14 protein-coding genes are annotated in these 21,326 nt (G+C 51.9%); 11 read left to right on the top strand and 3 right to left on the bottom strand.

The window, feature by feature from the left end; genetic code table 11:
* The first annotated feature begins 195 nt into the window (after positions 1–195).
* From sigW to glmS, 6 genes are all read left to right on the top strand, one after another.
* The gene (sigW, locus tag P0X86_RS29365; RefSeq protein ID WP_009589526.1) at positions 196–765 is read left to right on the top strand and encodes an RNA polymerase sigma factor SigW; all 570 of its coding nucleotides are present in this window, start codon (positions 196–198) and stop codon (positions 763–765) included.
* Positions 766–987: 222 nt separating this feature from the next.
* Positions 988–1,602 (top strand): zf-HC2 domain-containing protein, encoded by a 615-nt coding sequence (locus P0X86_RS29360; protein ID WP_277747131.1) that lies wholly within the window; start codon positions 988–990, stop codon positions 1,600–1,602.
* Between the two features lie 313 nt (positions 1,603–1,915).
* Positions 1,916–2,749: a diadenylate cyclase CdaA gene (gene cdaA, locus P0X86_RS29355; RefSeq protein WP_015737608.1), complete on the top strand. Its 834-nt coding sequence runs from the start codon at positions 1,916–1,918 to the stop codon at positions 2,747–2,749.
* Positions 2,742–4,220 carry a CdaR family protein gene (locus tag P0X86_RS29350; protein ID WP_277747130.1) on the top strand — a complete coding sequence of 493 codons (1,479 nt, stop codon included), beginning with the start codon at positions 2,742–2,744 and terminating at the stop codon, positions 4,218–4,220. Before cdaA ends, P0X86_RS29350 begins: the two co-directional genes overlap by 8 nt.
* Positions 4,221–4,252: 32 nt before the next feature.
* A complete protein-coding gene (gene glmM / locus P0X86_RS29345; RefSeq protein WP_015737606.1) occupies positions 4,253–5,593 on the top strand; it encodes a phosphoglucosamine mutase in 1,341 nt (446 codons plus the stop codon).
* Positions 5,594–6,328: 735 nt separating this feature from the next.
* Complete coding sequence (gene glmS, locus P0X86_RS29340) at positions 6,329–8,161, top strand: glutamine--fructose-6-phosphate transaminase (isomerizing) (protein ID WP_277747129.1); 1,833 nt, start codon at positions 6,329–6,331, stop codon at positions 8,159–8,161.
* 169 nt (positions 8,162–8,330) lie between these two features.
* Here glmS and P0X86_RS29335 read toward each other — a convergent pair whose 3' ends face one another.
* The 3 genes from P0X86_RS29335 to P0X86_RS29325 are packed head-to-tail and all read right to left on the bottom strand — an operon-like array spanning position 8,331 to position 11,343.
* Positions 8,331–10,247, bottom strand: coding sequence for a hypothetical protein (locus P0X86_RS29335; protein ID WP_277747128.1), 1,917 nt, complete (start codon positions 10,245–10,247; stop codon positions 8,331–8,333).
* A 15-nt stretch (positions 10,248–10,262) separates the two neighbouring features.
* Positions 10,263–11,198, bottom strand: a complete 936-nt coding sequence (locus P0X86_RS29330; protein WP_277747127.1) for a hypothetical protein — start codon at positions 11,196–11,198, stop codon at positions 10,263–10,265.
* Complete coding sequence (locus P0X86_RS29325; RefSeq protein WP_277747126.1) at positions 11,191–11,343, bottom strand: hypothetical protein; 153 nt, start codon at positions 11,341–11,343, stop codon at positions 11,191–11,193. The genes P0X86_RS29330 and P0X86_RS29325 overlap by 8 nt, the downstream gene beginning before the upstream one ends.
* Positions 11,344–11,656: 313 nt before the next feature.
* On the opposite strand from P0X86_RS29325, the gene P0X86_RS29320 reads away from it, so the two are divergent.
* The 5 genes from P0X86_RS29320 to P0X86_RS29300 all read left to right on the top strand — a co-directional run bounded on the left by P0X86_RS29320 (position 11,657) and on the right by P0X86_RS29300 (position 21,267).
* Entirely contained in the window at positions 11,657–13,444 is a 1,788-nt protein-coding gene (locus P0X86_RS29320) for a vWA domain-containing protein (protein WP_277747125.1), read from the top strand.
* Positions 13,445–13,527: 83 nt separating this feature from the next.
* Positions 13,528–16,917 carry a tubulin-like doman-containing protein gene (locus P0X86_RS29315; protein WP_277747124.1) on the top strand — a complete coding sequence of 1,130 codons (3,390 nt, stop codon included), beginning with the start codon at positions 13,528–13,530 and terminating at the stop codon, positions 16,915–16,917.
* 3 nt (positions 16,918–16,920) lie between these two features.
* Positions 16,921–19,305 carry a transcription initiation factor TFIID gene (locus P0X86_RS29310; RefSeq protein WP_277747123.1) on the top strand — a complete coding sequence of 795 codons (2,385 nt, stop codon included), beginning with the start codon at positions 16,921–16,923 and terminating at the stop codon, positions 19,303–19,305.
* Positions 19,306–19,342: 37 nt separating this feature from the next.
* Complete coding sequence (locus tag P0X86_RS29305; RefSeq protein WP_277747122.1) at positions 19,343–20,608, top strand: vWA domain-containing protein; 1,266 nt, start codon at positions 19,343–19,345, stop codon at positions 20,606–20,608.
* 17 nt (positions 20,609–20,625) lie between these two features.
* Complete coding sequence (locus tag P0X86_RS29300; protein WP_277747121.1) at positions 20,626–21,267, top strand: beta-mannanase; 642 nt, start codon at positions 20,626–20,628, stop codon at positions 21,265–21,267.
* Positions 21,268–21,326 lie beyond the last annotated feature (59 nt).

The raw sequence follows: 21,326 nt of genomic DNA, 5'->3' as shown, positions 1-21,326 counted from the left end.
TTCCCTAGAGGGACCTCGTTTTTTTCATCTATGCGCAGCTTGCGTCCTAATGATTAATGTATCGGTTGCAGGTGAATTGTCTTTGATACACGAATGGGATTCTTTTTGAATTATTGTTGATTTTTAGAAACAGTTGAATTACGATTTGAATGATGCGTTTTTAGACGTTACCCATCAGACCATTCTGGGGGAATTATGGTGGACAATTTGGATGTAAGACTGGCAAAGCTGGCCCGAAAAGGGGACCAAAGGGCATTTGCCGAAATCGTAGAGCTTTATAAAGACAAGATTTTTCATTTGGCTTACCGGATGCTGAGCAACCGCCATGAGGCCGAGGATGTCGTACAAGAGACTTTTTTGCGTGTTTACAAGAACCTTGACCGATATGACGAGAACCAGAAGTTCTCAACTTGGATATACCGAATTGGCACGAATCTTAGCATTGATCGGCTGCGCAAGCGCAAGCCTTCTTTCTCGTTGGACGCCGACCTGAACGAAAGCGAAGGTATGGACGGCTACTCCCTGATCCCAAGCGATAACCGTACGCCTGAGAGCGAGATGCTGCTATCGGAAACGCAGCGCATTATCCATCAGGCCATTGACGGACTTCCTGCCAAGTACAAGACCATTATGATTTTAAGGTACATCCAGGATTTATCCCTGCAAGAGATCAGCGAGATTTTGGACCTGCCTGTAACAACGATCAAAACGCGTGTACATCGTGGACGCGAATTTTTGCGGAAAAAATTAGAGTACAAATTGTGAGGAAAAAACGCCTATCGCCGTTCTTTGAGGAAGAGAGACCGCGTTTAAGGGCGCTTTTTTTTCTTGCGGAAATCAGAGAGTCAGTGCCCGTAATTTTTTTCTGATTTTCTTTTAAAAAAGTTGAAACATCCCCGATTCCGGCACGTATGAACAATAAGCAAGTCTTATGCCCCTAGGGGGATAGACCCAGCAAAGAGATTGAATGAAAGGATTGGCTCACAAATGGATTGCAAATTAGCCGTCTCTTTGATGCATGATTATCTGGATAATGACTTGTCCGACCCGCAGCAGCTAGAATTGCAGAAGCATTTGCTGGATTGTGCTGACTGTCGGAATTACTTCGAGAAGCTGGAGCATACCGATATGCTTCTTTTTTCCTTAACTCATCATGCGACCAAGCCATCCGATGATTTAACGGAACGTATAATGGGCATGCTGCCGCAGCCCAAGAAACAAAAAGCTTGGGTCAAATGGGTTAAGAATCATCCTGCGCTCACGGCTGCAGCTTTGTTTTTGGTCGTCATGCTCTTTAGCACGATCAGTTTCTGGAGTCAGGACACTCAGCTGGTTGTAAAGAGCGATGAATTCGAAAAGCTGGTGATTGAAGGGGATACGGTCATTATTCCACCGAATCAGATCATCACGGGAGATATTACGGTCGAGAACGGAAAGACTAAGGTTTACGGTCAGGTTAATGGCAATGTGACCGTTATCGACGGAGAATTATTTCAGGCTTCCACCGCGCATATAGCGGGTCAAGTGAAGGATATAGATAGAGCCATGGATTGGATATGGTATAAGATCTCCACTCTGTTTACAGATGCCGCTTACCGCTAGGTGAAAACCGCAATTACGAAGCAAAGGCGCCTCTTTTCAGTGAAAAGACGGCGCTTCTTTTGTTGATTTTATGCGGATTTGCATGGAAAGCGGAGGGAGTCCGCTTGCATCGGAAAGATTAACGTTATAACCTAGAGAGTGTAGAGTACATACTACATATATAGTCTCATGCGTTATTAAAGAGGATGTTCAAGAATCTCCGCGTGATTAGAAGGATGATGGAAAGCAGGCTCGGTTTCAAACCAGGGCGTTCATCTTCGAAGGAACCGGATTTTTTGGGCCCGCACTTAAAGGAAATGACGGGGGTTGCTGTATGGTGGAGTATTTCACAGATATGACCTGGGGTGAATCCATTAAAGATATCATCGATATCCTTATCGTTACTTATATAATATACCAGATGATTCTGCTCGTCCGCGGCACGCGGGCGGTCCAGCTGCTCAAAGGAATTTTGGTATTGGTGGTCATCTGGGCGCTGAGCACCTGGTTTGATCTGTATACGCTCAAGTGGCTGATGAACCAGATCTTTACCTTTGGGGTGCTGGCGATCTTTATTATCTTCCAGCCTGAGCTCAGACGCGGTCTGGAGCAGCTCGGCCGAGGCAAGCTCTTCGGGCGGACCGCGGATATTGACGAGGAAACGAATAAGTTAATCAGCGAAACCATTAAGGCGGTTAATTATTTGTCGCGGCGCAAAATCGGGGCGCTGATCGTGTTTGAGCGGACGACAGGCCTGAATGAATACGTAGAATCGGGAATTCCGATGGGATCGGTGATCAGCTCTGAATTGTTCATCAACATTTTTATACCGAATACGCCTCTCCATGACGGAGCTGTCATTATTCAGAACGGCCAAATCGCGGCCGCTGGCTGTTATTTACCGCTATCGGAGAATCCTTTCATCAGTAAGGAACTGGGGACGCGGCACCGTGCCGCTATCGGAATCAGTGAAGTGGGGGATGCGATTTCGGTTGTCGTATCCGAGGAGACTGGGCAAGTATCGCTGGCCTTAAATGGACAAGTGGTTCGGGATATTAAGGAAGAGTCTCTGATATCGAAATTGTATGAGGAGCTCAGACCTGCCGCGTCCATCAAGGAGAAACGCACGTTCTTCTGGAAACGGAAGGGGGACGGCAGCAATGGATAAATGGATCAAGAACAACACGGCAAGCAAACTCATTGCACTCGCTGTCAGCATTCTGTTATGGGCAATGGTTCATATGGACAGCGGCACGCCCGCACCGCCCACGACCTTTTATGATACCAAGATCATTGAAGGCGTTAAGATTCAAACCTATGGATTTGATGACGGCGAATATGTGCTAACCGGCATTGATCAAGATCGCGTGAATCTCGAGGTGCGGGGGAAGAAATCCAATATTTCGCTTTTGACCGACGAATATAAAGTAAAACTCGATCTGAGCAACGTCAAAGAACCGGGAACGCACACACTTCCCCTGACCTACTCCATCCCAAGCGGCGTGGAGATGGTATCGATGGAACCATCCGTTGTTACGGTGACCGTAGAGCCGAGAGTGTCGAAATCCGTGACGGTAAGTATTGGAACGAAGGGCGAGCCTGCTAAAGATTACCGGGCCGGAACGCCCGTGCTGATTGACCCAAGGCAAGTCACGGTTACCCTGCCGGAATCGTCGATGGCAAATTTAGGGCAGGTCAAAGGTAACGTGGAGCTTGATGGAGCGAAAGAGAAGATTACGGAGAAACGAGTCAAGCTAACAGCATATGATAAAGAAGGCGCCGAAATGGAGGATGCGGTCATTGAGCCTGCTACGGTAGCGGCTGAAGTACCGATTGAGCCTGCATTTGTCACCCTGCCGCTGGAGCTTCAATATACCGGAAGGCTGCCGGAAGGGTTTGTCTTATCCAAGGTAGAACAGAAGGTCAAAGAAGTGAAGCTGTTCGGCAGTAATGAGGCACTGGCAGGAGCTGAGACCTATATCGAAGCCGCCATCAATCTGGGAGAAGTTAGAAATTCGGGAACAACAGTGCTTACGGCCGACTTGACGCCGCCTGAAGGTTTTGAGAAAATCGAGCCGAGCTCTGTAACGGTTGAAGTTACGGCTGTATCGCATGGAGAACGGGAGATTACCGGCATTCCGATCACGTTAAAAGGTGTCGCCTCCGGCCTGGATGCCGTCATTACGGATCCAAAGACGAAGACGATCTCGTTGACGCTCACCGGTGCGCCTGACTTGCTTAATAGTCTGGAGCCGACGGATATTGGAGCTGAAGCGAACGCGACCGGCTTGAAAGCCGGCGTTCATGAAATTCCGCTGCAGATTACGCTGCCTAATTTCATCAACCGCACGGATCAGGATCGCCCTGTGATAAAGATAGAGCTCAAGGATAATTCGAAACCCGTGACAACGAACCCGGGTACTTCGAACAACGAGGGAACCGACAAAGACAAGCCTGATGTACCGGGGACGGGCACTGGAACTGGAACAGGGACGGGCAATGATCAAGGGGAGGATCCGGAAACGCCTCCCGCGAATGAGGGCACGGATAACTCCGGGTCAGGAGAAAACCCATCACATCCGCCGGGAGACGGATCAAGCGATGGAACAACGGGTACAGAAACATCGAATGATGGATAATATCGAAGAGTAGATAAAGGAGTATATAAAACATGGGGAAATATTTTGGTACAGATGGAGTAAGAGGGGTTGCGAATCAAGAATTGACGGCGGAAATGGCTTACAGCATCGGCCGCTGCGGCGGCTATGTGCTTACGGGCGATAAAGAGAAGCCAACCGTTATCATCGGGATGGATACCCGGGTATCCGGCGCTATGCTGGAGTCGGCCCTGGTTGCAGGCCTGCTGTCCATTGGCGCACACGTCATTCGCCTTGGCGTCGTAAGTACGCCGGCGGTGGCTTATATTACAAGACTTTTGAAGGCTGATGCGGGCGTTATGATCTCAGCTTCGCATAACCCGGTGCAGGATAACGGCATCAAGTTCTTCGGTGGCGACGGTTTCAAGCTGTCCGATGAAACCGAGCTCAAGATTGAAGAGCTGATGGATGCGGAAACCGACAATCTGCCGCGACCGATCGGGGCTGATTTAGGTGAATTGCTGGTAGATAACGAATCTAAGTATAAATACCTGGAATATTTGAAAACGACGATCAGCAACCGGTTCGACGGCCTGAAAATCGTGCTGGACTGTGCAAACGGGGCTGCGTATGAGCTCGCTCCGAAGCTGTTCCGTGAATTGGGTGCGGATGTGATCACCATCGGCGCTGAGCCGAATGGCCTGAATATCAATGATCACTGCGGATCGACACACCCGGAGAAACTCGTCGAGGCCGTGCTCCAGCATGGCGCTGACCTCGGACTGGCTTTTGACGGAGATGCGGATCGCCTGATTGCCATCGATGCTAAAGGCGAGGAAGTAGACGGCGATTTCATCCTGTGCATTTGCGGGGATGCCATGAACCGTGCCGGCAAGCTGAAGGAAGGTACGATCGTTTCGACCGTGATGAGCAACATCGGTTTCTATAAAGCATGCGACAGCCTGAAGCTGAAGACGGCAAAAACGGCAGTCGGCGACCGCTACGTCATGGAAGAAATGCGCCGCGGCGGATACAACCTGGGCGGCGAGCAATCGGGACATGTCATTTTCCTGGACCACAACACCACAGGAGACGGCATTCTGACCGGGATTCAATTGGTGGATACGCTGGTAGCCTCCGGCAAGCCGCTGCATGAGCTGAAGAGCAGCATGCGCAAGTATCCGCAAGTACTCGTTAATGTCCGCGTTGGCGATAAGAGCAAGTACCAAGGCAATACCGTTATCGAGTCTGCGATTGCGGAAGTCGAAGGCATTCTGGGGGATAACGGTCGTGTCCTGGTGCGCCCATCGGGAACGGAATCCCTCATTCGCGTCATGGCGGAAGGCCCGGACAAAGATGAGCTTGACCGTTATGTAACACAGATTGCAGACGTGGTGAAGCGGGAATTGGCGTAAGACTAAGGGTGTATTTTTTAAGGAAAGCAGACTAATTTCTGTCAGGGCCAGTGAACTATGAAGTTTCGGTTCACTGGCCCGCTGTTTTCCAGAATGCCGGTCGAATGAAAGCGCAACACCCCCTGTCCTGCCTGCAAAGAGGTGCTTGTTCGGCATCGCTTGCGAAAATAGGCCATTCGGTGTCATTCATGGGATTAATCCAAGGTAGGGCTTGGCATTGTCAGGAACCAGCCGAGTTGCCAAAGCGATAGGGCATGAATATAATAAAGGATGTCATTCAAGAATAGAAAGCGAGGATCGTGAGGTTACTTCAAGCTTCATAAGCGCCAGAGCTTGTACCTGCGCGGGGATTGGTTATAGCCATGCTAAGGATAACCAAACGGCAGAACGCAAGTTGACGAGGTAGAGGTGTTCGGATTATTCGGCGGGGACCTCTCGGTTATGCATCAACCGTAAGCGGATAACGGAAAAGGGATGGGCGACCGTTCTTACAACGTATTCGCAGATGCTTATTCATCACTTATATACAAAACATGAATGTGCGATCTAGAACAGGGCAGCGCGGTGGAAGAAGAGTGCATTCATGTCTGTTCAACTAAACAGCCTAACGAATTGCTGAGTTTCTTGAACGTTGATAATTGAATAGATCATTCTTCTTTCCTGATGCCGCACAGATGCTGCCGTGTTCTATTTCCGCCTAACTATTATTGGGAAATCGAACGGAGGAATCATAATATGTGTGGTATTGTCGGATATATTGGAAATCAGAAAACGCAAGCGGTGTTGATCGAGGGATTGAGAAAGCTTGAGTATCGTGGATACGATTCAGCAGGGATTGCCGTCTTTACGAATGAAGGCCTGCGCGTTGCGAAGGCACAAGGACGTCTTGCCAATCTGGAGGAGCGACTGGAGTCTGCACCACTGGTAGGGACCGCAGGTATCGGTCATACCCGCTGGGCAACCCATGGCCGTCCATCGGACGTGAATTCGCATCCGCATACGGACGAAAGCCAGAAGTTTTCCGTTGTTCATAACGGAATCGTTGAGAACTATCTGGAGCTGAAGGAAGAGCTGATCAGCCAAGGACACCAGTTTGCTTCGGAGACCGATACGGAAGTTATTTCCCATCTCATTGCGCGAGAATATGACGGAGATATCGTTAAGGCTGTGCAGAAGGCGATCTCTTACATGAGAGGCGCATTTGCCCTTGGCGTATTGACCGAGTATGAGCCGGATCGATTGGTGGCTGTGCGTCAAGCAAGCCCGCTTATTATCGGTCTTGGCGAAGGGGAGAACTTCATCGGTTCTGATATTCCGGCTATTTTGAAATATACGCGTAACGTTTATATTCTCAACGATGGAGAGATGGCCCTGCTGACGGCAGATGCTGTCGAATTAATGACCATTGAGGGGAACTTTATTTCTCGGGAAATGATTCGTGTCGACTGGGATGCCGTTACAGCGGAAAAAGGCGGATTCGATCACTTCATGCTGAAGGAGATCCACGAGCAGCCAAAAGCATACCGGGATACGATGCTGGGCCGTGTGGATGAGAGCGGACGTAAAGTCGTTCTGCCTGAGCTGAAGCTGACACAGGAACAGATCAAGAACATTCGCAATGTTCAGATCGTCGCCTGCGGTACGGCTTACCATGCCGGGCTGGTGGGACGCAGCGTGATCGAAGAGATGGTACGCATTCCGGTCGAAAATGACGTGGCGTCCGAGTACCGTTACCGCTCGCCGATCGTTACGCCGGAGACCCTTGTCATCGTAGTGAGCCAATCCGGCGAGACGGCAGATACCTTGGCTGCGCTTCGTGAAGCGCAAAGCCATGGCGCTCATGTCCTGGCCATCACGAACGTTGTGGGCAGCTCGATTGCCCGAGAAGCCAACGATGTGCTTGGCACCCTGGCTGGTCCGGAGATTGCCGTAGCCTCCACGAAGGCTTACACCTCACAGTTGATTGCGTTCTATCTGTTTGGTCTGTACCTGGCTCAAGTGCGCGGTACGATGACAGAAGACGCCGTTGCTGAAGTGATTGCAGCAATGGAAGCACTGCCTGAACAGGTAGAGTCCATGCTGACCAACGCGGAATCGATTAAGGGATATGCCGAGCAGGTTGCTGAGCATGAGAACCTGTTCTTCATCGGCCGCGGCCAAGACTACGCCGTGGCTCAGGAGGGCTCCCTCAAGCTGAAGGAGATCTCTTACATTCACTCCGAGGCTTATGCTGCCGGCGAACTGAAGCACGGTACGCTTGCCCTGATTGAAGAGGGAATTCCGGTTATTGCCTTGGCAACCCAAGAAACCGTACTTGAAAAAACGGTGAGCAATATCAAGGAAGTGAAGGCCCGCGGCGCGGAAGTGATGGCCATTACGCATGAAGAGCATGTGGCCGGCCTGCTGAAATCCGTGGATCAAGCCTTCGCCATTCCGAAGACCTTGCCGATCTTGACGGCAGCCTTGTCTGTCGTACCGCTGCAGCTACTTGCCTACTACGCATCGCTTGCCCGTGGCAACGACGTGGATAAGCCGCGCAACCTTGCGAAGAGCGTGACGGTGGAGTAAGGCAGGAGCGGGCAATTAAGATCTGCTCTAGTTGTTCTGTTAATGGAATTTAGGATTCATCTCGCTTGATTTTATTAATGAAAAGGCTTCGCCCCTGGTGATTAGGGGCGAAGCCTTTTGTCATGTTCAGAAGGATTCAAGATATTAAAGTCATTAAAGATTCAATAACTTACTCGATCGATTCCACATGAATGACAGGCACCTTCGTGATCTGACCGGATGCGGCGCTTTCACTGCTTTCGCTATGGTCTTGTTGAACATCATCCGGATTGATCTCCTCGGAAGTGACGGGATCGCTTGGATTCTCAGTTTCATCCAGACGATCTCCGTCAACTTGTCCGGTCTCCGGCTCGGCAGGGTCCGGAGACGCAGGTGGTTGACTGCTTACCGGGATCTCCAGCTGCTGATACTCGCCATTGAACGTTCCGATTAGCGTCGGGCTCCCCGCAGGGAAATCCAAGTCTCCCCTTAAGACGATATAGTATCCATTACGTTCGGCAATGACTTCGCCATAGCCGCCTTGCGGGATATGGACAGAGAAGCGTACTTTCTCATTCGGATAACCCTCGATATTAGCGATATCGATGTCGGTATATTGAACCTGATACCCAGTGAATCCGTATTGGTCTCCTTGACGCTCAAAAATGGCGATCTCGTCCGGACTGACTCCTTCCAGATTCGTGACCAGCAAAGATTTGTCCGGCAGCACCTGGTAGCCTTCGGCCGTAAATTGGAACAGCGGCGTCAGATTAGAATCTCTGGCTTCGTAGGCTGAATAGAATACCAAGTCAGTCCCCGCAGAGCCCTCCACAAGGATGACCGGCTTCTTCTCGGCGCTAAGCGATTCCTCGACTGAAACCTCATGGATCGCGACATCGGACGGGTAATCGTGGTTTTGGAATAATTGCACCGATCCATCGGCATTCAAGACCGCTAAGTAGATGATGTTCCCCTCGTCGACCCCTATGGCATAGGCCAATCCTCCGAAACGATTGCCGCCTCCGCTGACGTAGCTGAAGCTGCCTTTCAGACCGGCCATGTGGAACAAACGAATCGGATCGTGGATCGTCCAGGCCAATTCGGCAGCTTGCCGTTTACCGCTCATATCCTGGTACCCCGACAAGGCCGCATAGAGTGCGATCGCTTCCTCGTAGTTCTGGCTTTGTACCATCCTATCGGCCGCTGCGACCCAGCGGTTGATCTCATTCTGAATATACGCCATGATCTCCGCGTTCTTCCGCTCGTTCCGTTCCAGGTACTTTCTGTAGCCTGAGGCGTGAGCTGCAAAAACGGCCGGTTGCTCCCGCTGCACATCCCTTTGCAGCATGGCATACACAAGTTCATCGGCCTTTCGGTTCAACCAGGCAGCCGATATCGACCGGCTGGCATACTCGGAACCCATGGATTGCGACCAATTCAACAGGTCGGCATACTGCCCGGCCCCTGCCAGGCGGGTCAAAACCATCTCGTCGTACCGCTGGAACAGGCGGAGCAGCTTCTCATCCTTTTGTTTCTCGCTGCCGTAGAAAGAATCCGGAATGCGAAGCAGATTCCATTTAAAGCTGTTATCCTCGTACTGCTGCTCTTCAAGCAGCTCGTCGGCCCTGCGCGTAAACAAATCGATGAATTGCAGGAATGTCCGTTTCACATCATCGGGTATGCCATAGAACGACGCAATTTCGTCGTAATACGAGGCGTGGGATCCCTGTTGTTCCGAGAACTTCTTCTCCGCCTCAAGCAATTCGGCATATACGTTCATGAAGCCGGAGAAATCTCCGGCTTCCCCGACCTGGCTCAATCGGTGATCAAGTGAGGAAAGACTTTCCTTCATGGACGTAATGGGCCCAAGCTCTTGCAGCCTTGAAGCAAGCAGATCTTCTTTATATAGAAGGGAACGGTTATTCCGGGCCTTCTGATACCACTCTTCTGCCTGAACGAGCTTTTTCTGGGCATACAACGACTCGGCTTGCGCCATCGCCTCGATTTTTTGATAGATGTGAATTCCCTTATACCCGATCAGCAGCAGAAGGACGATACATAAAAAAAGATACAAATTTCGCAGGGTCAGCGTGTTTTTCATCGTCATAACGGTATAGCCCCTCTAATCCCATTTTTGAAAATCAGGGTCCGAGCGGTAGTGTTCATTATAAATGGCGGATACCCGATCCCGAAGGCCGTTCCACGACAAGCCGGGATTGCGGCGCACGATCTGATACAAGCGAAGGAAGCGATACCTTGGCAATCCATCCGCATAGCGGCTAATGAAATCAGGAAACGTATCGATATATTTTTTCTTCCGTACCGCTGCCCCGGCAGCGTCGATCATAATCTGCCTGCCATGCTCCATCCGTAAAATGTCAGCTTCATGATCGAGCAGGTATCGAATGGCTTTGCTGTTGATCAGCTCGCGTTTAATTTTGGCGATTTCCCCGATATAGGCGGCCAGGTCCGGATCAAACTCGTCCAGAAGCAGGGGCTCGAGTTCAAGATCCATATCCTTGCGGAGGCTGAAGCTTTGCAGAAGGACGATTTGCTGCAGGCGGATCCGGTCATTCCGGACCAAGGAAGCAATTTCCCTGACGATCTCGTAGCCCAATAGAGCATCTTCCTTGATGGCGGCGGAGGCCGTCGCTTTGTTCAGATCGAGGCCTTCCAGAATCCGTTCTCGATGACTTCTTATCAGCTTGTCCAGAGCGTGCAGGGTCTCGGAATGCAGCATTCGCCGCTGGATCAGCCATAACCATACAAGCAGGATCAGCATGCAGGCAAAGGCTATCGCGATTTGCAAGAAGGTCTGACCGAGAAGCACGGCGGAGAGTCCTATAATGTAGAAAAGAAGCCGATCGCTCTGCATGGAACGTTTGGCCATGCCCCCTGCGAATTCCATAACGGGGACCAGGGACTGGCGTTTACAGTAAGCGCAGCTGTCTTCCCAAAGAATCGTGAAATTGTGGCAATGTTTGCAAACCCTTAACTTTTGGTAAGCATATCTCGTTCTAGTATAGGGGCGAAGCTGCACCGGCTTTTTCTTATCCATGCTGATCCCTCTTGGAGTTGGCCGCTTCAAGCAGAGTCTGCTGCAGCTGCTCCGGCGTCGGGGCGTTTTTCTTACGCTTGGAATAGGCCGTGATCTTGATGATGACAAAAAGAAACAAAATCCCGAGACATCCGTATGTAATCATATGTCGGTTCCTTTCGGTATCGAAATTGGTTCAGAAATGGCGGGTGAGCCTTGTGTCCTAAGTCCGGTTGGCACGACTGATGATGTTGAACTTTGGCAGGTATAATTATATCATATGGACATAGTGCTGGGATATTTTAGTGACTGGTATGGTATTTTCTATATAAACACCGTAGGAATATGGATATTCCGATCATTATTTTAAGCTTCCTTTCATGTAATTTTAAGACTTTTTGCCTACAGTTAGACTAGTCTCTGACGAACGAACCGAGACATCCGCCGATGCTCGACTAAATGGATGAAGGAGTAAATCTATGCAACGTAAAAATAAATGGCTGCTCTCTCTGATGGCAGCGGTGCTGCTGATCATGACCTGGAGCGGAGGAGCCTTGCCTAAGGCAGCGGCTGCCTCCCAAGGCTCCAAAATCGATGCCGTACTGGTGATGGACGCCAGCAATTCGATGAAAAATAGCGATCCGGAGCGGATTAGCGGCGAAGCGATGAAGATGTTCATCGACATGCTGGCGACAACCGGCGACAAGGTCGGCATCGTTTCCTATACCGACCGGATTCAGCGGGAGAAAGCCTTGCTTGAAATTCAGTCGGAGGCGGACAAAACTGCACTTAAGGAATTTATAGATCAGCTGGACCGCGGACCGTACACCGATATGTCCGTCGGTCTCGATGAAGCCGTGAAGGTGCTGAAGCAGGGGATGGACCCGGCTCATGCGCCGATGATCGTTGTTTTGGCCGATGGCAACAATGATCTGGACCCGAACACGGGCAAGACGGGCCAGGAAGCGTCAGAGCAGTTGGACCAAGCCGTCAAGGAAGCCAAAGGAAGCGGTATTCCGATTTATACGATCGGACTCAATGCCGACGGGAAGCTGAACAAAGAAACGTTGGCTGAGCTGGCTAAACAAACGGGCGGCAAATCCTTTACGACCAGTTCGGCGGATGACCTTCCGCAAATATTAAGCGAGATTTTTGCCAGCCACCAGCAGCTCAAGATCGTTCCGGTACAGTCGATTACCGGCAACGGAAGCTATCAGGAGGTTACGGTCCGCGTACCGAATGCCAACGTATTGGAAGCGAACATTTCCATTATGTCCTCCAGCCCCGTGGACGTGAAGCTGGTTGATCCCGCCGGTGCTGAGCAGAGCATTCCTTCGGCTAGCGTGCTGCGCTCCACGTCCAATTCCTATTCGCTGCTCAAGCTGCTGAAGCCGCAGCAAGGCGACTGGAAGCTGCAGGTGAAGGGCGTATCGAAGGACAAAATCGACATCAACCTCGTGTTCAACTACGACCTGGAGCTGGCTATGGATCCTCCGCCGTCTTCCAAGGTAAAAGCCGGGGATACGATTGACATTAACGCGTACCTCGTCAGCAATGGACAGAAGCTGCAGGATCAAGAACAGTATGGCAATATGACGGCCAAGCTGTTGATCAAGGACCTGGATACCGGGGACGAGTCGGAGGTCGAACTAGAGAACAAAGAAGGCAGCTTTGTAGGGGATTACAAGATTCCGCAGAAGCATGACTACGAGCTGAGGGTGCGTGCGGAGGAGCAGAGCTTCTACCGTGAAAGCCCACCTGTGAAGATTAGCGCGAAAGCGGCAGCCTCCGGTTCCGGTAATGGCGGGAAGGAGATGACCGCGGGCGAGGATGCGAAACCTTTTCCATTATGGCCCGTAGTCATGGGCATCGCGGCGTTGCTCATTGTTGGAGCGGCAGCTTATTTCATTCTCGGCGCGATCAAGAAAGCGAACAAGGGCTTTGTCGGCCAAATCGTGATTGAGATCAGGGATGAGAACACCGGGGAGAAGACGTCCCCGCAATACAAGAAGCTGACTTCCTTCAAAGGGAAGTTTAATCTGCATCAGCTTCTGCAGCTTGCTCCGGAGCTCAAGGAAACGGAGAAAATCCTGTTCATGCCGGGCAAGAACGACCGCATTATACTTAAGAACCTTTCTTCAGCCGTCATCGAGAAGTCCGGACGGGCTCTGGATGCAACGAACGGGACGGAGCTGAAGAACGGAGACCGGCTGAGAGTTTCCCTTCAGCAGGCGGACAAAACGATATTATTTGAATATCTGGCATAAGTGCGTGTTCAAAAAGGTCGATTTATCAAAAGCTGACTTTTTGAACAACCTCTTAAAGCCATGACCTATCAGGAGGGGAAGTTATGAAACCGGTAGTTAGAGAACATATACAACAGCTTGACGTTTCACTCGGAGGCGGCATTGTCAGCGAGAAAATACGGGTGGATACCATCGACAATCCGATCCTCATCATCGGACTTGGAGGGACGGGGATCGATGCGCTGCTGCGCTTGAAATATCAGATTAACCGCCGTTTCAAGCTGCCTGAGGATCCGTTGTCCAAGAAAAGAATGGACAAGCCGGATAACGTGGAGTTTCTGGCTTTTGAGACCAACGAACAGGATAAGAATAAGCGCTACAAGGGGATCGGACTGGATCCGATCAATGAATTCGTGCTTCTCTCCAATGCCGAGATCGGAGGACTTCTCCAGAATCGCAGCATCCTGGAGCCTTACATTACGGATTGGCTGTCGCCCGAGCTGAGCATTACCGACGGCATGAACGGGGCCGCAGGCGTACGCCAGGCGGGCCGCTTGCTCTTGTTCACGAAGATTACCCAAGTGGTGCAGGCGATCGACAAGAAGATCAAAACGCTGTCGGTCGGCACGAACAAAAAACTGATGGTCTTCCTGCTGACGGGGCTGTCCGGCGGTACGGGCAGCGGCTGCTTCTTGGACATCGCCTATATCGTCCGCGGCATTATCGAACGCGACCACGGCTCTGCCGGCATCGACCGCGTGAACACGCTCGGCTATCTGTTTACGCCGGATATCAATCTGGCGAACAAAAGCTTGAGCGAGCATACGCGCGAATACATCAAGAAGAACGGTTACGCCGCGCTCAAAGAGCTGGACTACTGGATGAACGTGGATGCCAGAGGCGAACGGTTCAAGCAGCAGTACGGCAACATTCTGAACGTGAACTCTCCGCTGCCTCCGTTTAATCTATGCCATCTGATATCCGCTACGAATACGGAAGGCAAGCTGCTGGAGAATGCCTACGATTACTGCATGAACGTTACCGCGGAGAACATCACGAACTTCATGGCCAGCGAGGAAAAACAGTCCGGCGAAGAATTTGCGATCCATGACTATATCAGCAACATCCGCACCAATATCGCGCAGATGAACAAGGCGTATCCTGCCAATTACGACTACAACATCATCGGCGCATCATCGGCCGTGCTGCCGATTGAAGAGATGACAACGTATCTGGCATACCGCGTTTTCGGCAAAATGCAAACGATGTTCGAGAAAGCGCCGAGCCAGGAGGACGTCGAGAAATTTGCGAGCAAGCTGGGCATCGATCTGGACTCGATGACCAAGAACTTCGAATCCCGCGTACCGGAGCCGCTGCCCGGGTATCAGAACAGCGAGCGGCTCAGCTACGCGAACGTGGTGAAGAACCAGGTCATTAATATGGACACGGAGCTGGAACAGAATTTTCTGGCCAGAGCCCGCGAGGAGTACATCAAAGCGAAGAAGCAGCTTCCGGGCGAGATCGTGGCTCAGTTCAGCGATCAAATCCGCCGAATGTTCCTGCATCCGCAGCAAGGACCTTTTTACGTATCTCGGTTGATCTATACGGAGAAGGGCTTTAGCCTGCTGAAGATGCTGCTGTCCTACATCGAAGCGCTGCGGGAGAATCTGACCCGTATTCCGCGCGACATCGAGTCGGCCAGAGAACAGGCGATCGATCGTCTGGGCGATGCGAAGAGCGCTTTTGTCTCGAAGGATAAGAAGAAAAACATCTATATTGAAGCCAAAATCAACGAATACTGGCTGGAAGCGGATGTGGAACGCACCGAGCAGATGATTGAATTCTATGAGGATTTGTACGATCTGCTGAACCAGGAAAATAACCGGATTTACAGCGTATATACGGAGATTCTGAATGCGCTGAATTCGATTTTCGCCAAGAACGGCGACATTCTCGTGAACGGGGAAGAACAGCAGGATCATAAAGGGAACAAGACATATTACTGGAACCTGGTGAGCGTGCCCGACATTTCCGACGTCATCAACAAAATCATGGATCAGAAGGATGTGGACGATCTCATCCGCGATTTCGCCCAGGAGCTGCTGAGCCATGCCAATCGTTGGACCCGGGAGCAGGAGATCGATGTCGTCCGTTCCATTTCGGAGTTTCTTACCGATAAATTCGGCGATCTGATCACCCGTTCGATGGAGGATTTCCTGGTCATGAAATTCGGTCAGGAGGATTCCATCGAAAAATTCGTCGAGCGCAATATCGCCAGCAAGCTGGATGACGAAGCCGTGCCGGTCTTCCATCTGAGCAACAGCGCAGGCAATCTGTATTTCCCTTCCTGGGGCTTCGTGTCCGTACCGGTGCAGGCGCCGAGCATTCTGAAGGGGATTCGCAATTATCAGAACAATTCGGTCGGGAAATCCCATTTCACCGTGAAGGAAAGCGAAGTGAAGAACCGCATCTTCTGGCTGAATACGAAGAACGGCGTGCCGCTGTTCGTCTACACGCCGCTGAAGGTTTATGAGGAAAGCTACGAACGCACGATTATGGACAAGGAAGGCGTTGGACGCCACTTGGTGCAGACGGACCGCAACAATTGGACGTACCTGCCGTCGCCGATTCCCGAAAAATCCTGGGGGGATACCTACGTCAACCCGCGGGTTCAGGAGTACAATGCCCGGGTTCGGTCCGAATTCAGCCAAGCGCTTGAGTATAAGGTCGTCATCCAGAAGGACGTTGACCAGAACACGAGCAGCCGCTATGCGGTCGTGTTTACGAAGCCGTTTGACCTGAATGAGCTGCTTCGCGCTTATGATCCGCAGCTTGATCGTCCCAAGCCTAACCTTGGCGAGGTCAAGCGGGCATGGACCGAGCTGAAGCGATTGATGAACGAGGGGCTGGAGCGGGTAGGCTCCAAGGATATTTTCAACAGCATCAACGAGGAAATGGCCAAGGAGAATTTGATCCGTTCGCCGGAAATGATCCGCATCGTGCGGGAAGAGCTGAAGAAATATGCTGCCATCGCGGCCAAAATCAAGGAATTCGAGCTCTTGATCAGCGACAATCAGAATGAAGAGAAATGGCTTGATCAATTCATCGAGGCGTTGTACACCGGGACGATCACAAAGAAGGGTGCGCTTTTCGTTTATGATCGCGATCCGGAGGAAGATTCCTGGGAGCCGTTTGCCAACCTGCTAAGAAGCGTGAACGACGTGGAGTATGAAGTCTACAAGCACTTCCGTCAGCTGGACGAGAAAAGCCGCAGCACGCTGCTTCGCAAATCCTCCCGCCGCGATCAGGAGCTGACCGCTTCCGAGGATATTACGCCGCTGCTCACGAAGCTGGACGAATTGGCCGAACGGTTCCTGGAAACGCGCGACCGGCTCGAATACGAGAAGGTGGAGCTTGCGGACGGTGAAGAGCGATACCAGTTCTACAGACAGGTATCTTCGAAATTAAACGACATCCGAAGAAGGTTGAAATAGACGATGAGGGAGATTCTTCGCCAGTATGCTGCCGGCTATGCCAAGTCGGAAGAGCAGCTTACCTTGATGGAGGATGATCAGAGCAGCATCCACTATCCGGAGGTATACTTGTTCATAGGAGACAAGACAGCGTCCGCCATCGAACCGATCATGGAAATTCATGACCGCAAATGGGATAACAGCGCCAGCGTCGTTTATTTCCATGTAGGAACGGACCGGAGTGAAGGACGAGAGCCCCAAGGCCCCGGATTCTCAGGTCGGCTTCACCGGTACCACCTGCAGCTGCCGGTGTCGGACGCCGCATCCAAATCGATGCGCAAAGAGCTCTACCAGGGCTTCTATCGGAACCCGCATCATCTGTCCGGGTTAAATCAAGCGATTCGGAAGTTAAGCCACCATATTTCAGACTTTGGACGCAGCTATGCTTCGTTTGACCGGGTTCATCTGTCTGTCATTACACGGGTCGATGACCCGTTTAATGTATTTATCCCGGAAATTTCATTGCTGGCCGAATCCATCTTCCAGCAGTCGTTCAAGTCGGTGCAGATGGATTTGTACGCGCTCATTAATGAAAGGGAGCAGATTGAATCCTACGGCTATGCAAGCTCCGTAGGCGTTGCGTTCCTGCGGGAATTGGAGCTGATGCAGAGCAGGGAGTACACCTTCTCCGCGCCGCTGCAGGTAACCGAGGACGGGCTGACGATTCCGGTCGTCCACCCGGCATCCCCGTTGTTTGATCTCGTTTATGTGCTGTCCGACAAGAATGAACGCGGCATCTCGGGTTACGCCGGCATGCAGGATATCTACGATATCATCTGCCATCTGGGCCTGCTGAAGAACCGGAAGCAGAAGGATGAAACCTATGACGGCATCCGAGGGATTTACAACAATACGTCATTCAAAAGCAATATCATGACCGAATCCGGCCGCCAAGGCTTTGTCTCCGCCGGCTTTGCCCGGGTGAAGAGGCCTAACGAACCGATTGCGCTGACGGTCCTTTACCATCTGTGCCGCGGACTGCTGCTTCGCATGAAGAACAGGCCGGAGCCGGAGGTTCATGAATGCCTGGCCTATTTCGGTCTCGACCCGGAGGCCGTAACGGCAAGAGCGGATAGGATGCTGCCGGATCCCGAGCATCTGGACGGACTGAAAGGCATGATGTCGCATCCCGTCAGTTATGCCGGGCTGAAGCGAATGAATATTCGCGAGGCGGAAGAGGCGCTCTTCGGAGATGGCTGCCGGCAGTTTTTTTACGACAATTACGAACTGGCGGCCCGAAAGAAACTGAGCGATATGAGCACCGCAGAAGAACTGCATGATGCTCTGCGCCGAACTTTGGCGACTCATCCGCAAATCGGTTGTTATCAAATTGCAGCGTGGACGAGCGATAAGGCCGGAGCGGGCATTTTGCTTGAAGCGGTTCGATCCCGGATCCGGGATCTCGGCAGCTTGCTTAAGACCGAGCTGGACGGACTAAACCGCTATTATGAGGAAAGCGTCGAAAGCCAGCCGTTTAAGAAGCTTCCTTTTCGGGATAAACAGAATGTGCGCCATTTCATTCGATATTTCGTGGGCGAGGTCTATCGGCGCAAATATGAGCTGCTGCAGCTGGAAACGGAGCTTGAGCTCTACAGGCTGTATGAGACGGAGCTTGAAGGTATTCACCGTCAATACAAACAGCAGGCAGGCATGCTGGATCAGCTGGAGGCGGAGCTGCTGGAGGCGGCCCGTTCCAGCATCCGTGCCGCAGACGATTATATCGGCCAGAACCTGATGGAGTATTACGGCCTCGTGACGGAGGAGCTGATGCTGGAGCTGGAGAGCAAGCGCGGCGAAGGCGTATTCTTCGAGGAACGGTATGTCGGCAATCTCTCCATCGTTACGCATGAAGGGATCGAACCGATCCTGTCGAACATGATCCGGGTTTGTCTGAGGGATCTATTGACGGCAGAGCCGTTCGTGCAGACCTTCGAGGAAGAACTGCTGCGGCGGGCGAACGTCACCATCGACTACAATAACAAGCAGGTGCTGGCCAAGGAAGACCTGTTTAAGGTGTTATACCGGATGCTGGAGGAGAACTCCGTTACGTTGGTCAGGCTGCTTGATTATACGCAGGAGCATCGATATGAGGAAAAATATTTCTTCGGCGATGCCGACAGCGAATTCGTCCGCTATGCGATCCATGCCGATGAAGCTTTACGGGTGTACAAGCTGGGCATCGTGCACGAGAAGCGCTCCAGCGGGGTCGAGAAGCTGAACCTGATGGGAGGGTTCCATCTGGAGGATCTGATGTATTACCGGAATGGCAGAACCTACTACGAGACCTATACGGCAAATGGTTATGAATTTCATGGCATAGAAACGGCGCAGCTCCCCGAGCTGCGTTAGCGTTCTTAGATTCTGATACAGAGAGTAGGCGTGTATTGTGCAACGAAAATTAAACCCTCTCCTGCTGCTGCTTAGCCTGGTCGGTGGGGGACTCGGATTTGCCATTGGGGAGTTTTTGCTTCGCCAGTGGGGGACAGGGCTTCCTGTCATCGTGGTTACGGGGATTTATTTCGGGATTCTGGCGTTATGCATCGGCTTGGCCTGTTTAATCGCAGAACTGATCTCCCCCCGTTTGAGCGGAAGCTCATGGAGACAGCGGTACACGGGCACATCATGGAAGCTGCTGATTCCATCCACGTTGGTGGCCCTGTTCCTGCTTGGCATGCTGTTTGAATGGGCGTATCAGTTGAACCCGGGCAGCGCCAAGCCCGTGAAGGATATCGTGCTGGTCATTGACAATTCAGGCAGCATGAATGAGACAGATCCGAATCAGGACCGGTACACGGCAGCCAAAAATCTGATCAACCGCATGGATCGGGATAACCGCGTATCCGTGCTGGTGTTTGATCATGCAACAACGTTACTGCAGCCGTTCACGCGCGTAGATAACCAAGAAACCAAGGATGAGATCATTGCGGAAATCGACGGTTTGGCAACGAATGATGGCGGTACGGACATCAGCCTTGCGCTGGAGGATACCATGTCGCATATTCAGGAAAGCCGGGATGCCGGCCGAAGCGCCATGGTCATCATGCTGTCGGACGGATTTAGCGAAACCGACCATGATCGTGTGCTTGAGGAGTACCAACAGCAGCGAATCGCGGTAAATACGATTGGCCTCAGCCTTGTCAACCCGGACGGTGCCCAGCTGCTTCAGACGATTGCGGCGGAAACGGGCGGACAATACTATGACGTTCAGAATGCGGCAGATTTGTCTTTCGTTTTCCAGAAAATCTATGACGACGTCGGAGACCGTTCGCTGTTGACGAAACGTACGGGCGCTATGGAAGACAGCGTGTATCATCAGATCGGAAGAATCGCTGCGATGCTGCTCATCGGTGCTGCCATGGGCCTAGCCCTCGGCACGGTGTTTGACAATCGCCATCTTGCGCTGAGCTTCAGCATCGGCGGCGCGGTATCGGGCGTACTGGCAGGCGTGGTTCTGGAATACGGCCTCTCCGGCGAGGAAATCGGGGATGCCTCCGTTCGTCTGATCGCCTGCCTATTGCTTGCGGGGATCATCGCCTTGTTCACGCTGGTGATTCCGGTTAAGGAGAGCAGCAAGATCATCCGCAACGTGCAGCGGCCGGGCCGAACGGGAAGAGGGCAGCGGGAAAATGATTCAACAAGCCGAGGATTTTAAAGCAGGGGGCGTTCGAGATGCGGTTTAAACATGCGGAGCCCGGAGAATGGGTCATTCAGGGATTAAGCTATCAACTAGACGAGGGCTACTGCACGCTCCGCTGGAGCTGGCCGCCGGGTCTTCAAGCGGTATACATCCACCGTGCGTTGGACGACGGATTTGGCCAGCCTGCAGGCGATTCGCAGCCAGGCGGGATGCGTCTATACACCCGTGACGAGTATAAGGCGAACAACGGGTACCGCGACCGGCTGGACGGGATCGGTCAGATCACGTACACGGTCTACGCCTTGTCTTCCGAAGACGGAGAGATGGCGTTAATCAGGCAGGAGGATGAATCGAACCGCATTCGGTTCAGTACCGGCAAAGCGAAACTGGTCTACTCCATTCGCGAAAAAAGCCGCTGGCTGCAGCCCTATAAGACGATCGAAATCCAGGTGACGGCAGAGGTGCCGGTACCGAAGGAAGCTTTATGTTACGTGAAGAAGCAGGGCGCTTATCCGGTCAACAAGGAAGACGGCATCTTGTACCCGTTCGTGACGGATTTTGCTGCCGGCTGCAACGAATTGCCTGCGATCGAGGTGGGCAAGAACGATTACGTTCGCCTGTTTTTTACGGACGGCAAGAAATACGGACAACGATATGAGCTGGTGTACAGATAGATAGAGACAAAAAGAACACACGGTTAACCATGTGAGCGCATTCGTGTGTATTTTTTCAT

Origin of the sequence: Paenibacillus sp. BR1-192 (assembly GCF_029542445.1) — a bacterium.
Taxonomy (GTDB): domain Bacteria; phylum Bacillota; class Bacilli; order Paenibacillales; family Paenibacillaceae; genus Paenibacillus_AQ; species Paenibacillus_AQ lautus_A.
The sequence above is the reverse complement of the archived record's forward strand: the minus strand, read 5'-3'. Positions and strand labels throughout refer to the sequence as shown.